The organism is Streptococcaceae bacterium ESL0729, assembly GCA_029391995.1.
Taxonomy (GTDB): domain Bacteria; phylum Bacillota; class Bacilli; order Lactobacillales; family Streptococcaceae; genus Floricoccus.
Genome location: CP113924.1, coordinates 1153980 through 1168404 on the forward strand (window position 1 = coordinate 1153980; position 14425 = coordinate 1168404).

Consider the following 14425-nt stretch of genomic DNA (forward strand, 5'->3'; position numbering starts at 1 on the left):
CTCCCTTCAAAACACTTCATTATAAATATTGTACTATAAAATACTATCAGTGGCTAGGAAACAAAAAAGCCCAACATAATGTTGGACTCTTTTTCTACCTTACCTCAAAACCAGCTTCTTCTAGTTTCTTAGTAATTTTCTTCATGTATGAAGTAATATCTTCGTCAGTAAGGGTTTGTTCAGGGTTTTGGAAGATCAGGCTGTAGGCCATTGACTTCTTGTCTTCACTTACATTTTCCCCAGTGTAGACGTCAAAGATTGAAACGTCCTTAAGCATCTTAACCTTAGCTGAATCGATGATGTCAAGAATCTCCTGGTTTTCTGTCAGGCGGTCAACAAGGAGGGCTAAGTCACGCTTAACTGCTGGGAATTTTGGAATTTCCGCAAAGACTACTTGCTCTGGCTTGTTGTCAAGGATTCCAGTTAAATCAAGGCTTGCTACGTAAGTTGCTGGGACGTCGTAGGCTTTTGCTGTTGCAGGGTGGACCTGACCAACAAAACCAATCTCGCTGTCGTTTACGATAACGCGGGCTGTGCGTCCTGGGTGCATTTCCTTGATTTCTTCCTCACGCTCGAAACGAACATTTTGGTCACGAAGGAGGGTTTCAACAACACCTTTAGCAGCGTAGAAGTCTGTCTTACCAGTGAAGGCCATACCAACCTGTGGAAGTTCAGTTGGACGTTCGTCTGATTCAGTACCAAACTTGAAGAAGACATTTCCTATCTCATAGATTGAAAGTTCCTGATTACCACGTGAGTTGTTGTAACGGACGATATCAAGCATGCCTGGAATGATTGAGTTACGAAGGGTTTGACGGTCCTCACTCATTGGCATAGCAAGGCTTACAAGGTCAGTCTTAAGTTTTGTGAACTGGCTTGCCTTTTCTGGAGTTGTTAAGGCGTAGCCGATAACCTCAGTTAGGCCAGCTCCCTCAAGGACTGTACGTGTGTTACGGCGAAGGGCCTGCATTGGTGTAAGTTCACCAATTGTGCTTCCAGCTGCTGGAAGAGTTGAAGGAAGGTTGTCGTAACCATAGATGCGGGCTACTTCTTCAACAAGGTCAGCTTCGATTGAGATATCCCAGCGGCGTGGCGGAATTGAAACAGTAAAGTTTCCATCTGCCTCACTTGCTGCAAAACCAAGTTGCGTGAAGATTTCAAGGACACGTTCAGCTGTAAGGCTTGTTCCAAGTGAACGGTTGATCTTATCAAGGGTGATTGAAACCTCAACTGGGTTAGGTAGGTAGTTGTTGCTCTCAACGATTCCGTTAAGAACCACACCACCAGAAAGCTCAGCAATCATAGCAGCTGCAGCGTCAAGGGCAAGAGCCACGTCAGCTTCGTTGATTCCCTTTTCAAAGCGGGCACTTGCTTCACTGCGAAGGTTGAATTTTTGGCTTGTCTTACGAATTGATCCACCGTCAAAGAGGGCAGACTCAAGAACCACGCGAGTTGACTCAGGAGTGATCTCAGTATCAAGACCACCCATAACCCCAGCTAGGGCCACTGGCTCGTTAGCTACAGTGATTACAAGGTCGTCTGCAGAAAGATCGCGTTCAACACCGTCAAGGGTTGTAAGTTTTTCACCGTTTGAAGCATCGCGGACTACAATCTTCGAATCCTTAAATGTGTCAAGGTCAAAGGCGTGCAGAGGTTGTCCAAAGTACATAAGAATGTAGTTAGTCACGTCAACTACATTATTGATTGGACGGATTCCTTCGTTCATAAGAAGGTTCTGAAGCCAAACTGGACTTGGGGCAACAGTTACGTTTTCAATAACGCGGGCCTTGTAAGTTTTAGACTTGTCAGTTGAAACCTCAACCTGGATTTCTTCACTTGCTGCCCTGTCTGTTTCAGTAAGGACTACTTCAGGGAAGTTAACTGGTTTGTTGTAGATGGCACCAACTTCGTGGGCAACACCACACATTGAAAGGGCGTCAGCACGGTTAGGAGTGATTGAAAGTTCAAGAACCTGGTCGTCCATTCCGATGTAAGGGAATACCGCTTCACCAACAACTGCATCTTCAGGCATAAGGTAGATTCCATCAGCGTATTCCTTTGGAACTACTGAGTCAGGGAAGCCAAGTTCGCCTAGGGAACAAAGCATTCCAAGCGACTCATATCCACGCATTTTGCCCTTCTTGATCTTATAGTTACCAGCAATACGGGCACCTGGAAGGGCAACGATTACCTTAACACCTTCACGGACATTTGGGGCACCGCAAACGATTTGACGGGGCTCGTCGTCACCTGTGTCAATCTGGCAAAGTGAAAGGTGAGTTTCAGGGATCTTTTCACATGAAACAACTAGACCTGTCACGATGTTTTTTAGTCCGTCCATGCGAGATTCAACACCTTCAACCTCGATCCCACTTGTCGACATTTTCTCTGAAAGTTCTTCAGCTGTAGCGTCGAAGTCTACATATTCTTTTAACCATTTATATGAAACTAACATTTTCTATACCTCTAATTCTATTTGAACTGTTCTGTGAAACGTTGGTCGCCCAGGTAGAATCCGCGGATGTCGTTAATCCCGTAGCGAAGCATTGCAATACGCTCTTGACCAAGTCCGAAGGCGAATGCTGAGTATTTTTGAGAGTCGATTCCGCTCATTTCAAGTACGCGTGGGTGAACCATTCCAGCTCCAAGGATTTCAATCCATCCTGTTTGCTTACATACGTTACATCCTTTTCCTCCACACTTGAAGCATGATACGTCAACCTCAACTGATGGCTCAGTGAATGGGAAGTAGCTTGGACGAAGGCGGATTTCGCGGTCCTCACCAAACATTTTCTTCATTAGTGTTTCAAGAGTTCCCTTAAGGTCACCCATTGAGATGTTTTCGTCAACCACAAGTCCTTCAATTTGGTGGAACTGGTGTGAGTGAGTCGCATCATCAGTATCACGGCGGTAAACACGTCCTGGACTGATCATCTTAAGAGGACCTTTTGTGAAGTCGTGTTTATCCATTGTGCGGGCCTGAACTGGACTTGTGTGGGTACGTAGAAGGATTTCTGGTGTGATATAGAAGGTATCCTGCATGTCACGAGCTGGGTGGTTCTTAGGCAGGTTCATACGTTCGAAGTTGTAGAAGTCAGTTTCCACTTCATAACCGTCAACGATTTGGTAGCCCATTCCTAGGAAGATATCTTCGATTTCTTCAGTTGTTTGAGTCAAAACGTGGCGAGTTCCGCGTTTCACTTCCTTACCTGGTAGGGTTACGTCGATTGTTTCATTCTTAAGGGCTTCCTGCATGGCTTTTTCCTCAAGCTCAGCTTTCTTGCTTTCAAGAAGGGCTGAAACCTTGTCACGGAATTCGTTTGCAAGGGCACCGATTACTGGGCGTTCTTCAGGTGAAAGATCCTTCATCCCTTTAAGAATTTCGGTAAGCTCCCCTTTTTTCCCAAGAATAGCTACACGGATATCATTTAAAACTTTCTCGGTATCGACTTCTTCAAGTTTTGCAAGGGCTTTTGCTCTTAATTCTTCAATTTGTGTTTGTAAAGTCATAGTTCTCCTCTTACTTATACTATATATTTATTAATTTTATAACAAAAAAACGGCCCTTCGCTCCCTAAAGGAACGAAAGACCGTGGTACCATCCTAATTTATGCACTTAAAAAGTACAACTCTTTTTGATAAGGGAACACTCCCTGCCCATACTACTGGGTGAACTTCATCTAGTCATAAACTAGTGTGCTTACAGTCGGTGGCACACATTCCCTTTAAGTCGTATACTAAACTACTCTTCCAGAAAAAGGCTGTTATTGGCTTCATTATATCACATAATTAAGCTATTAAAAAAGAATCTTTAACAGATTCTTTAGAAACTCCGCCAGTAGGACTCGAACCTACGACATCATGATTAACAGTCATGCGCTACTACCAACTGAGCTATGGCGGAATATTCGCTTGGCGCCTACCATATCTCACAGGGGGCAACCCCCAACTACTTCCGGCGTAACGAGACTTAACTTCTGTGTTCGACATGGGAACAGGTGTATCTCTCGTGCAATAAGCACCAAACTTGTTTGTAATCTTTTCGGCTTACGCCATCTTCGATCACTCAAAATTGAATAATTTCATATAACTTGGAAACAACTTCAAATGTTGCTTGACTCTTATTTTAGGATAAGTCCTCGAGCGATTAGTACTAGTCCGCTACATGTGTCACCACACTTCCACTTCTAGCCTATCTACCTGATCATCTTTCAGGGCTCTTAACCAATAATTGGTGGGAAATCTCATCTTGAGGTGGGCTTCGCACTTAGATGCTTTCAGCGCTTATCCCTTCCCTACATAGCTACCCAGCGATGCTCTTGGCAGAACAACTGGTACACCAGCGGTAAGTCCATCCCGGTCCTCTCGTACTAAGGACAGATCCTCTCAAATTTCCTACGCCCGCGACGGATAGGGACCGAACTGTCTCACGACGTTCTGAACCCAGCTCGCGTGCCGCTTTAATGGGCGAACAGCCCAACCCTTGGGACCGACTACAGCCCCAGGATGCGACGAGCCGACATCGAGGTGCCAAACCTCCCCGTCGATGTGAACTCTTGGGGAGATAAGCCTGTTATCCCCAGGGTAGCTTTTATCCGTTGAGCGATGGCCCTTCCATGCGGAACCACCGGATCACTAAGCCCGACTTTCGTCCCTGCTCGATTTGTAGATCTCGCAGTCAAGCTCCCTTATACCTTTACACTCTATGAATGATTTCCAACCATTCTGAGGGAACCTTTGGGCGCCTCCGTTACCTTTTAGGAGGCGACCGCCCCAGTCAAACTGCCCGTCAGACACTGTCTCCCACCATGATTAATGGTGCGGGTTAGAGTAGCCATAACACAAGGGTAGTATCCCAACAACGCCTCATCATACACTGGCGTGCATGAATCTTAGGCTCCTACCTATCCTGTACATGTGGTACAGATACTCAATATCAAACTGCAGTAAAGCTCCATGGGGTCTTTCCGTCCTGTCGCGGGTAACCTGCATCTTCACAGGTACTAAAATTTCACCGAGTCTCTCGTTGAGACAGTGCCCAAATCGTTACGCCTTTCGTGCGGGTCGGAACTTACCCGACAAGGAATTTCGCTACCTTAGGACCGTTATAGTTACGGCCGCCGTTTACTGGGGCTTCAATTCATACGCTTCGCTTACGCTAAGCACTCCTCTTAACGCTTCCAGCACCGGGCAGGCGTCACCCCCTATACATCATCTTACGATTTAGCAGAGAGCTGTGTTTTTGATAAACAGTCGCTTGGGCCTATTCACTGCGGCTGACTTAAAGTCAGCGCCCCTTCTCCCTAAGTTACGGGGCCATTTTGCCGAGTTCCTTAACGAGAGTTCTCTCGCTCACCTGAGGCTACTCGCCTCGACTACCTGTGTCGGTTTGCGGTACGGGTAGATATTATTTAAACGCTAGAAGCTTTTCTCGGCAGTGTGACATCACATACTTCGCGACCTTAGTCGCTTCCCCATCACAGCTCAATGTTAGAAGTACAAGCATTTGACTCATACTACACCTCACTGCTTAGACCAGAATCCATTAACTGGCACATGTTAGCCTACTGCGTCCCTCCATCACTATAATATCTAGTACAGGAATATCAACCTGTTGTCCATCGGATACGCCTTTCGGCCTCTCCTTAGGTCCCGACTAACCCAGGGCGGACGAGCCTTCCCCTGGAAACCTTAGTCTTACGGTGGACAGGATTCTCACCTGTCTTTCGCTACTCATACCGGCATTCTCACTTCTATATACGCTCCAGCACTCCTCACGGTATACGCTTCGGCGCTGTATAGAACGCTCTCCTACCAATTACTTAAAAAGTAATTCCACAGCTTCGGTAATATGTTTAGCCCCGGTACATTTTCGGCGCAGGGTCACTCGACTAGTGAGCTATTACGCACTCTTTGAATGGTAGCTGCTTCTGAGCTAACATCCTAGTTGTCTGTGCAACCCCACATCCTTTTCCACTTAACATATATTTTGGGACCTTAGCTGGTGGTCTGGGCTGTTTCCCTTTCGACTACGGATCTTAGCACTCGCAGTCTGACTGCCGTACATATGTCATTGGCATTCGGAGTTTATCTGAGATTGGTAATCCGGGATGGACCCCTCACCCAAACAGTGCTCTACCTCCAAGACATTTAAATTACGACGCTAGCCCTAAAGCTATTTCGGAGAGAACCAGCTATCTCCAAGTTCGTTTGGAATTTCTCCGCTATCCACAAGTCATCCAAGCACTTTTCAACGTACTCTGGTTCGGTCCTCCAGTGAGTTTTACCTCACCTTCAACCTGCTCATGGATAGGTCACATGGTTTCGGGTCTACATCATGTTACTAAAGCGCCCTATTAAGACTCGCTTTCGCTACGGCTCCGACTCTTCATCTTAACCTCGCAACATAACGTAACTCGCCGGTTCATTCTACAAAAGGCACGCTCTCACCCATTAACGGGCTCGAACTTGTTGTAGGCACACGGTTTCAGGTGCTATTTCACTCCCCTTCCGGGGTTCTTTTCACCTTTCCCTCACGGTACTGGTTCACTATCGGTCACTAGGGAGTATTTAGACTTGGGAGATGGTCCTCCCGGATTCCGACAAGATTCCTCGTGTCTTGCCGTACTCAGGATACTGCTAGGTATACATTCTATTTCGATTACGAGGCTATTACTCTCTCTGGCTTACCTTTCCAGGTAATTCTTCTATAAAATGTAAGTCCACGTTGCAGTCCTACAACCCCAAGGGACAAGTCCCTTGGTTTGGTCTTCTTCCGTTTCGCTCGCCGCTACTCAGGAAATCGCATTTGCTTTCTCTTCCTGCAGCTACTTAGATGTTTCAGTTCACTGCGTCTTCCTTCTCATACACTATGTATTCATGTATGGATAACATCCATTAGATGTTGGGTTCCCCCATTCGGAAACTCACGGATCATCGCTTACTTACAGCTCCCCGTGAAATATCGTAGTTAGTCACGTCCTTCTTCGGCTCCTAGTGCCAAGGCATCCACCGTGCGCCCTTATTAACTTAACCTTTAATTTTGAATTATTAAATTCAGTTATAAGTTTTGATTTCTTCGTTTTTAAACTCTTTAAATCACAGCATTTTCGGTTTATTTCTTTGTTATATTAGAAATTATTCAATTTTCAATGATCGATGCGGTAGTAATTCAACTACCTATGGAGCCTAGCGGGATCGAACCGCTGACCTCCTGCGTGCAAAGCAGGCGCTCTCCCAGCTGAGCTAAGGCCCCAATCTTCTTTGAGAAGATATATATCTTGTTTTAGGTATAAACCTCTCAAAACTAAACAATGCAAAACTAAATGTGCAGGTATCCTCGTATTTTCCTTAGAAAGGAGGTGATCCAGCCGCACGCTTCCGATACGGCTACCTTGTTACGACTTCACCCCAATCATCTATCCCACCTTAGGCGGTTGGCTCCTTGCGGTTACCTCACCGACTTCGGGTGTTACAAACTCTCGTGGTGTGACGGGCGGTGTGTACAAGGCCCGGGAACGTATTCACCGCGGCGTGCTGATCCGCGATTACTAGCGATTCCGACTTCATGTAGGCGAGTTGCAGCCTACAATCCGAACTGAGAGAAGCTTTAAGAGATTAGCTTGCCGTCACCGGCTTGCGACTCGTTGTACTTCCCATTGTAGCACGTGTGTAGCCCAGGTCATAAGGGGCATGCTGATTTGACGTCATCCCCACCTTCCTCCGGTTTATTACCGGCAGTCTCGCTAGAGTGCCAACTTAATGATGGCAACTAACAATAGGGGTTGCGCTCGTTGCGGGACTTAACCCAACATCTCACGACACGAGCTGACGACAACCATGCACCACCTGTATCGAGTGTCCCAAAGGAACTCCCTATCTCTAGGGATAGCACTCGTATGTCAAGACCTGGTAAGGTTCTTCGCGTTGCTTCGAATTAAACCACATGCTCCACCGCTTGTGCGGGCCCCCGTCAATTCCTTTGAGTTTCAACCTTGCGGTCGTACTCCCCAGGCGGAGTGCTTAATGCGTTAGCTGCGACACTCAGGGGTGGATACCCCCGAACATCTAGCACTCATCGTTTACGGCGTGGACTACCAGGGTATCTAATCCTGTTTGCTCCCCACGCTTTCGAGCCTCAGCGTCAGTTACAGTCCAGAGAGCCGCTTTCGCCTCCGGTGTTCCTCCATATATCTACGCATTTCACCGCTACACATGGAATTCCACTCTCCTCTACTGCACTCAAGTTCACCAGTTTCCAATGCTTACAATGGTTGAGCCACTGCCTTTTACATCAGACTTAATGAACCGCCTGCGCTCGCTTTACGCCCAATAAATCCGGACAACGCTTGCCACCTACGTATTACCGCGGCTGCTGGCACGTAGTTAGCCGTGGCTTTCTGGTAAGATACCGTCAGCCAGAAAGCTTTCCACTCTTTCTGGTGTTCTTCTCTTACAACAGAGTTTTACGATCCGAAAACCTTCTTCACTCACGCGGCGTTGCTCGGTCAGACTTTCGTCCATTGCCGAAGATTCCCTACTGCTGCCTCCCGTAGGAGTCTGGGCCGTGTCTCAGTCCCAGTGTGGCCGATCACCCTCTCAGGTCGGCTATGTATCATCGCCTTGGTGAGCCTTTACCTCACCAACTAGCTAATACAACGCGGGTCCATCTCATAGTGTACCAGTTGGCACTTTCAACTCCGTATCATGTGATACTAAGTGTTATGCGGTATTAGCTACCGTTTCCAGTAGTTATCCCCCTCTATAAGGCAGGTTACCCACGCGTTACTCACCCGTTCGCTGCTCATCCATCTAGTACAAGTACCAGATTTCAGCGCTCAACTTGCATGTATTAGGCACGCCGCCAGCGTTCGTCCTGAGCCAGGATCAAACTCTCATATAAATTATGAGCAGACTATTAATAGTCACTAGCTCGCTTTTGTTGCTTTATTTATTGTCAAAATTGACAGTTGAATGTCTAAACATTCACCCTGCACATTTGGTTCGTTTTACTTTGTTCAGTTTTCAAAGGTCTATCGTCATCTCCTTCGAGACAACTTCATTAGTTTATCAAAACTTGTTTTACTTGTCAAGAACTTTTTTAAAGTTTTTTTCAAGCTTGTTTTGAACTGTTGCCCTCAGACAACTTTTATAGTTTACTATGACTTAATGTCTTTGTCAACTACTTTTTTTAACTTTTTTCTTAGTTGTTTAATCAAGTTATCCAACTAAGTGTTGCCCTTAAGCAACTTTGTTAGTTTACCATCTGTAGAACACTCTGTCAACATGTTTTTTAACTTTTTTTCAAAGTTATTAATCACAAATTTACCTGTCCTTGACAGTGTTATTAGTTTATCAAAGCTTTGAGTATTTGTCAACGCTTTATTTTAATTTTCTTTTAAAAAGGAATTATCAAGGGCTTGTAAGAGAGTTTTTTCCATGAAAAATCCTAATTTAGTAAGCTCGCTGTACTTGCTGATATTTTTCTTATAGGTGTCATAATCTTCTACACTTACTTGCTTAATTAGATCAGGAAGTGCATTGATATCTTGATAGACAAGGCCCAGCTTGTTTTCTTGAATAAATCTTGCCTGCACATTCTCGCTACTTACTAGAGGAGGAATTCCTAAAGCTAGATAGACTGCTAAATCCAAGGAATTATTAAAAAAATTATTTTTGACAAGGCCATAACCTGCAAGGCTACCTTGTAAAACAAGATCTGATACCTTTTCAAATTGGGTTGTTAAAAAGGGGAGGGGCTGATAATCCATGTCGCTTAAAAAGTAGATATTATCAGATTTCATAACTTCTCGAGCTTTTTGATCCAGTAAAAAATCGGTCAAATCTAAACTTAGGATATCCTTATCTCTATAACCACTTAGACTTCTGATTCTTTCTTTCATAGTCGCATTTTCAACTATTAGACAGTCAAAAAATTTTAAATTATCCTGGATATAATCGTCCTGATTTGTTATTTGATCATTAAAAGACCAGGCTGGAATGTCCCAGACGAGGGCTATGAGGATAATTTTTTTGGCCCTTAAATGTCTAATATATTCTGTGGAATATCTATCGTCATCCTGAAAAAGGGGATACTGTACAAAGACTAAATCGCCATCCTGTACCTGCTCCACTAGTTTTTCTAAATCAGCATTAAGCTCCTGGTCGGATTTATCACGCCCATCATAAGAATAGTACAAGAGGTCTTGAAAACCTAGCCTACTAGCAATTTTTGAGGCTTGCTCACTTTTTATGTACTTATCCTGCCCCTCTTCATAGTCTGGAAGATAGTACTTGCTCATCCAAATCGCCATAAGATTTCCCCTTCTATATCTATATAAGAAAAGGCGATTATTCGCCTTCTTTTATTTTACCATTCCACTCATTTAGACCATCTTTTAAGAGATAGATATCACTAAAGCCTGCCTTAGTCAAAACAGAAACAAGGCTTAAGGCTTGCTGGGGCTTACCTGCTTCATACAATAAAACTGGTTTATTCTTGTTTAAGGCTGCCAAGCTGTTTTTAAATTGACTGGCTGGAATATTCCTTGCCCCAAGAATATGCTTACGCCTGTAGTCAGAACCTTCTCTGATATCAATTAGTTGGCCTTTTGAAATATTAGCTTGAAATTCTTCATTATCAACCTTTTTAGAGGTTTTTTTCAGCACATAAGCTCGGTAAAGATTCCAAGCGATAAGAGCTAGTAAAATTACCAACAAAACAATATTAATATATTTAATCATTAATTTCTTCCTCTAAAATGCCATCAAACTGCATGGCAAGACTTGCTGCTCCAATAATTCCAGCATCATTTCCTAGTTGGGCTAGTTTAATTTTGGTTGAATCTGTGACCTGTGGGAAGGTATATTTTTGGAAGTAACTTTCAACCTGCGAACGTAAAAATTCACCTGCAGCTGAAACTCCACCACCAATAATAATTGAATCAGGATTTAAGGTATTAGCTAGGTTTCCACAAGCTAGACCCAAGTAATAAGATACCTTATCAACTATTCTAATAGCAAAAGGGTCTCCAGCTTCTGCAGCTACAAAAATATCCTTTGAAGTCACTTGCTCTCCGTCATCAATGGCTGCCTTGATTTGGCTGTCACCTTCATATTCTTCGGAAATTTTACGAGCAACTCGAACCACTCCTGTTGCAGAAGCCACAGTTTCAAGGCATCCGCTCTTACCGCAAGTACAGTCAAAACCACCTTCAGGTTCGACTGTTAAATGACCAATTTCGCCACCTGCTCCAGCTACCCCATGGATAAGGTTTCCGGCAGCAATAACACCGCCACCAACACCTGTTCCAAGGGTCATAAAGATTACATCTGGATTATTAGCACCAGCTCCTGTCCATCTTTCACCCAAGGCTGCAACGTTTGCATCATTGTCAATAGCAATAGGAAGACCTAGACCCTCTCTTATGCTCTTACCAACTTCTTGTGTTTCAGCCCAGTTTAGATTGTAGGCTCCCCTAACTGTTGCATTTTCAATATCAACACTTCCAGGACTTCCCATACCGATTCCGATGAAATCATCCTTACTTAAATTGTACAAACTCATCCTGTGCTTAATACTTTCAATGATATCTGGAACTATATTTTTCCCATCATCAGTTATTCTAGTTTCAATGGACCACTTATCCTGAATCTCACCTTCAAGGGTCAAAATTCCAAATTTAACAGTCGTTCCACCTAAATCAATACCGATGATTTTCTTTTCTAACATTAGCTACTCCTTATTACTTAATTATTTAATTCTTCTATCTTATGTTCTCTTCTTAAGATAAGCTCAGCCTGAAGATAGTCATCTCGATCAATCAGCCCTGAATCATAGAGATTTTTCAGCTCAATCTTCATCAGCTCGATATCATAGATTCTTTTTCCCACATAAATATAGATACCAAAACGCTTTAATAATTGTTGAACATCATAGAGAGTTTTCATCATTTTCATATGTGACAAGCATATCATGAAACCCTTTTTATTTCAAGAAAATAATAAAGAGACCCTATATGCCAAGGCCTCTCCCGCGTTTTTTATAGTCCTGGTGCACGTCCGATTTCAGACTCAAGCATCCAGATTGTTTTTTCGATTTCAGCATTTGCTGTAGTAAAGATGTCAGATGTTACAGGGTCACCTTCTTCATCAGAAACTTCAATACCTTGGTAGAACAAACCATCCAGATATTTGTAAGCTTCGATTACTTGCTCGATTCTTTCTTCAATATTCTTATCCCATGTTGCCTTTTCAAGTTTAATTTTTGAAAGTTCATCAAACTCTTTAAGGGTCGAAACTGGGCTTCCTCCGATTGTAATTAAACGCTCAGAAAGTGTGTCAAGAATTCCGTTCAATTGATCCATGTAGGTATCCATTTTTGGATGAAGCTTCATGAACCCAGGTCCACGCATGTACCAGTGTACTTGGTGAACAAGTGCACTTGCTTTTGATAAATCAGCAACTGATTGATTTAAAATTTCCTTTGTTTTTTCTCTAGACATTTAAATACCTCAATCTTTCTATGCTCTAATTTTATGACAATCACCATCATTTTGCAAAAATTTGGATTAAAAAATTAATATTTTTCGTATGTACAATTGAGGTGATTATTATGATTATTTATTTTATTTATGGAAGTATTTTTGGTTCCTTTTTCGGCCTTCTTATCGACCGTTTTCCAGAAGCTTCAATTGTTTTTCCAAATTCAAAATGCGATTCTTGCCAGACAAAACTTGCTTACTATGATTTAATTCCCATACTATCCCAGCTTTTTTTAAGATTTAAATGTCGATACTGTAAAAGTAAAACGAGTATCTGGTATTCTGCTCTTGAACTAATCACTGGTATTTATTTTTCCTTGTATTACCTACAAATAGTTAATTTTCCGCAAGTTCTTCTGCTAATTATGGCTACCATTCTTAGTATTTATGACATTAAAAGTCAGACCTATCCCCTAGTTGTTTGGATCGTCTTTAATTTAATTTTTTTAATTTTCCTACCTATCAATTATCTTTTTATGGTTTTCTTAGGTCTTGCCCTTTTAGCCATGGTTTTTGATTTTAAACTCGGGGCAGGGGACTTGTTTTTTCTGGCCAGCCTATCCTTATTTAATGGCTACAATCATGTGCTCTTAATAATCCAACTAGCTTCCCTGGGGGCAATCTTCTACTCAGAATCTTCCAAGAAAAGAACCATTCCCTTTGTTCCCTTTTTATTTGCCGGCCAAATTCTTATCCTCCTTTTCAAAAACCTGTAACTGTAACTCCTAAAAGTCTTATCCCTTTGGCCAAAATATCATCAAAATCTTCCAGTAATTTTACTGCACTCTTATTTATTATTTCGAAATCATCTATTTTTTCATCCATGGTCAATCGCTTGGTATGGGTTTCAAAATTAGATGTTCTAAGCTTTAAAACAATGGTTTTACCCTGAAGTTTTTCTTTTTTAAGGGTTTGACTCACATTTTTAGCCAGAGATGAAATTTCTGCTACTATGTCTTCTTCTGTGTATAAAAGTTTCCCGTAGGTTCTTTCATTACCCAGTGATTTTCTGATTCTACTAGCCTTGACCGGACTGTTATGAATACCGTGAGCTTTGAGGTAGAGGTCCCAGCCCAGAACTCCCAAATTATCAACTAACATTTGGGGACTTGCTTTAACCAGGTCAGAACCCTTATAAATTTCAAGAGCATTCAATCTCTCTTCGGTTTTTTGTCCCACTCCGTTAAACTTACTGATGGATAAATTTTCAAGAAATGCCTGAGCCTCTCCTGGGAGAATTAAGGTCAAACCTTTTGGTTTTTCAAAATCACTGGCAAGTTTTGCTAAAAATTTATTGTAGGATACGCCAGCAGAGCTGGTCAAATGGAGTTCCTTATAGATATCGTGCTGAATCATTTTAGCAATTTTAACAGCCGATAGACTGTTAATCTTATTTTCAGTCACATCTAAATAGGCTTCATCAAAGGCAATTCCCTCAACAAAATCTGTGTAGCGGTGAAAAATTTCATGGATTTGACTTGATACCTGCCTGTACTTGCTATAATTACCTGCCAAAAAAATTGCCTGGGGACAAAGTTCATAGGCAACTTTTGCAGACATGGCTGAATGAATACCGTATTTTCTGGCCTCGTAGTTGCAGGTTGAAACGACTCCACGCCCACCACTCTCCAAAGGATTTCGGGCAATAACCAAGGGTTTTCCAACTAGGGATGGGTCATCTCTTTCTTCGACTGAGGCATAAAAGGCATCCATGTCGATGTGAATAATTTTGCGACTTGTGTCATTAATCAATGGATATTCAAGCATGAATGCCTCCTTTCTTCTATCCTATTATAGCAAAAAACTGCTTTTTACAATGAAGGACGGTTCTTTTAATTTTTTCACTACCAAAAAACTCCCAGATATCCTGGGAGTCTCTTTTC

The 14425-nt window shown here is 42.8% G+C and carries 9 protein-coding genes, 2 tRNA genes and 3 rRNA genes; 1 reads left to right on the forward strand and 13 read right to left on the reverse strand.

Going from position 1 to position 14425, the window contains the following annotated elements; translation table 11 throughout:
• Positions 1 to 94: 94 nt before the first annotated feature.
• From pheT to OZX68_05835, 12 genes are all read right to left on the reverse strand, one after another.
• Positions 95 to 2455 (reverse strand): phenylalanine--tRNA ligase subunit beta, encoded by a 2361-nt coding sequence (gene pheT, locus OZX68_05780; GenBank protein ID WEV60432.1) that lies wholly within the window; start codon positions 2453 to 2455, stop codon positions 95 to 97.
• Between the two features lie 17 nt (positions 2456 to 2472).
• The gene (gene pheS / locus OZX68_05785; GenBank protein ID WEV60433.1) at positions 2473 to 3510 is read right to left on the reverse strand and encodes a phenylalanine--tRNA ligase subunit alpha; all 1038 of its coding nucleotides are present in this window, start codon (positions 3508 to 3510) and stop codon (positions 2473 to 2475) included.
• A 320-nt stretch (positions 3511 to 3830) separates the two neighbouring features.
• Positions 3831 to 3904: transfer RNA gene (locus OZX68_05790), tRNA-Asn, on the reverse strand.
• Positions 3905 to 3910: 6 nt separating this feature from the next.
• A 5S ribosomal RNA gene (gene rrf, locus OZX68_05795) occupies positions 3911 to 4026 on the reverse strand.
• Positions 4027 to 4127: 101 nt separating this feature from the next.
• A 23S ribosomal RNA gene (locus tag OZX68_05800) occupies positions 4128 to 7035 on the reverse strand.
• 147 nt (positions 7036 to 7182) lie between these two features.
• A tRNA-Ala gene (locus OZX68_05805) sits at positions 7183 to 7255 on the reverse strand.
• 99 nt (positions 7256 to 7354) lie between these two features.
• Positions 7355 to 8902 (reverse strand): 16S ribosomal RNA (locus tag OZX68_05810).
• The 16S, 23S and 5S rRNA genes sit together here with 2 tRNA genes alongside, the layout of an rRNA operon.
• 484 nt (positions 8903 to 9386) lie before the next feature.
• A complete protein-coding gene (locus tag OZX68_05815) occupies positions 9387 to 10313 on the reverse strand; it encodes a hypothetical protein (protein ID WEV60434.1) in 927 nt (308 codons plus the stop codon).
• 37 nt (positions 10314 to 10350) lie between these two features.
• On the reverse strand, positions 10351 to 10743 hold the full coding sequence (locus tag OZX68_05820; GenBank protein WEV60435.1) for a rhodanese-like domain-containing protein: 393 nt from the start codon (positions 10741 to 10743) through the stop codon (positions 10351 to 10353).
• Positions 10736 to 11731: an ROK family glucokinase gene (locus OZX68_05825; GenBank protein ID WEV60436.1), complete on the reverse strand. Its 996-nt coding sequence runs from the start codon at positions 11729 to 11731 to the stop codon at positions 10736 to 10738. The genes OZX68_05820 and OZX68_05825 overlap by 8 nt, the downstream gene beginning before the upstream one ends.
• Positions 11732 to 11748: 17 nt before the next feature.
• On the reverse strand, positions 11749 to 11949 hold the full coding sequence (locus OZX68_05830) for a YqgQ family protein (GenBank protein WEV61388.1): 201 nt from the start codon (positions 11947 to 11949) through the stop codon (positions 11749 to 11751).
• A 92-nt stretch (positions 11950 to 12041) separates the two neighbouring features.
• Positions 12042 to 12503 carry a DNA starvation/stationary phase protection protein gene (locus OZX68_05835; GenBank protein ID WEV60437.1) on the reverse strand — a complete coding sequence of 154 codons (462 nt, stop codon included), beginning with the start codon at positions 12501 to 12503 and terminating at the stop codon, positions 12042 to 12044.
• A 110-nt stretch (positions 12504 to 12613) separates the two neighbouring features.
• On the opposite strand from OZX68_05835, the gene OZX68_05840 reads away from it, so the two are divergent.
• Positions 12614 to 13258, forward strand: a complete 645-nt coding sequence (locus tag OZX68_05840) for a prepilin peptidase (GenBank protein WEV60438.1) — start codon at positions 12614 to 12616, stop codon at positions 13256 to 13258.
• Here the strand turns inward: OZX68_05840 and dinB are convergent.
• Positions 13245 to 14309, reverse strand: coding sequence for a DNA polymerase IV (gene dinB, locus OZX68_05845; protein ID WEV60439.1), 1065 nt, complete (start codon positions 14307 to 14309; stop codon positions 13245 to 13247). The two genes, OZX68_05840 and dinB, sit on opposite strands and share 14 nt — an antisense overlap.
• Positions 14310 to 14425 lie beyond the last annotated feature (116 nt).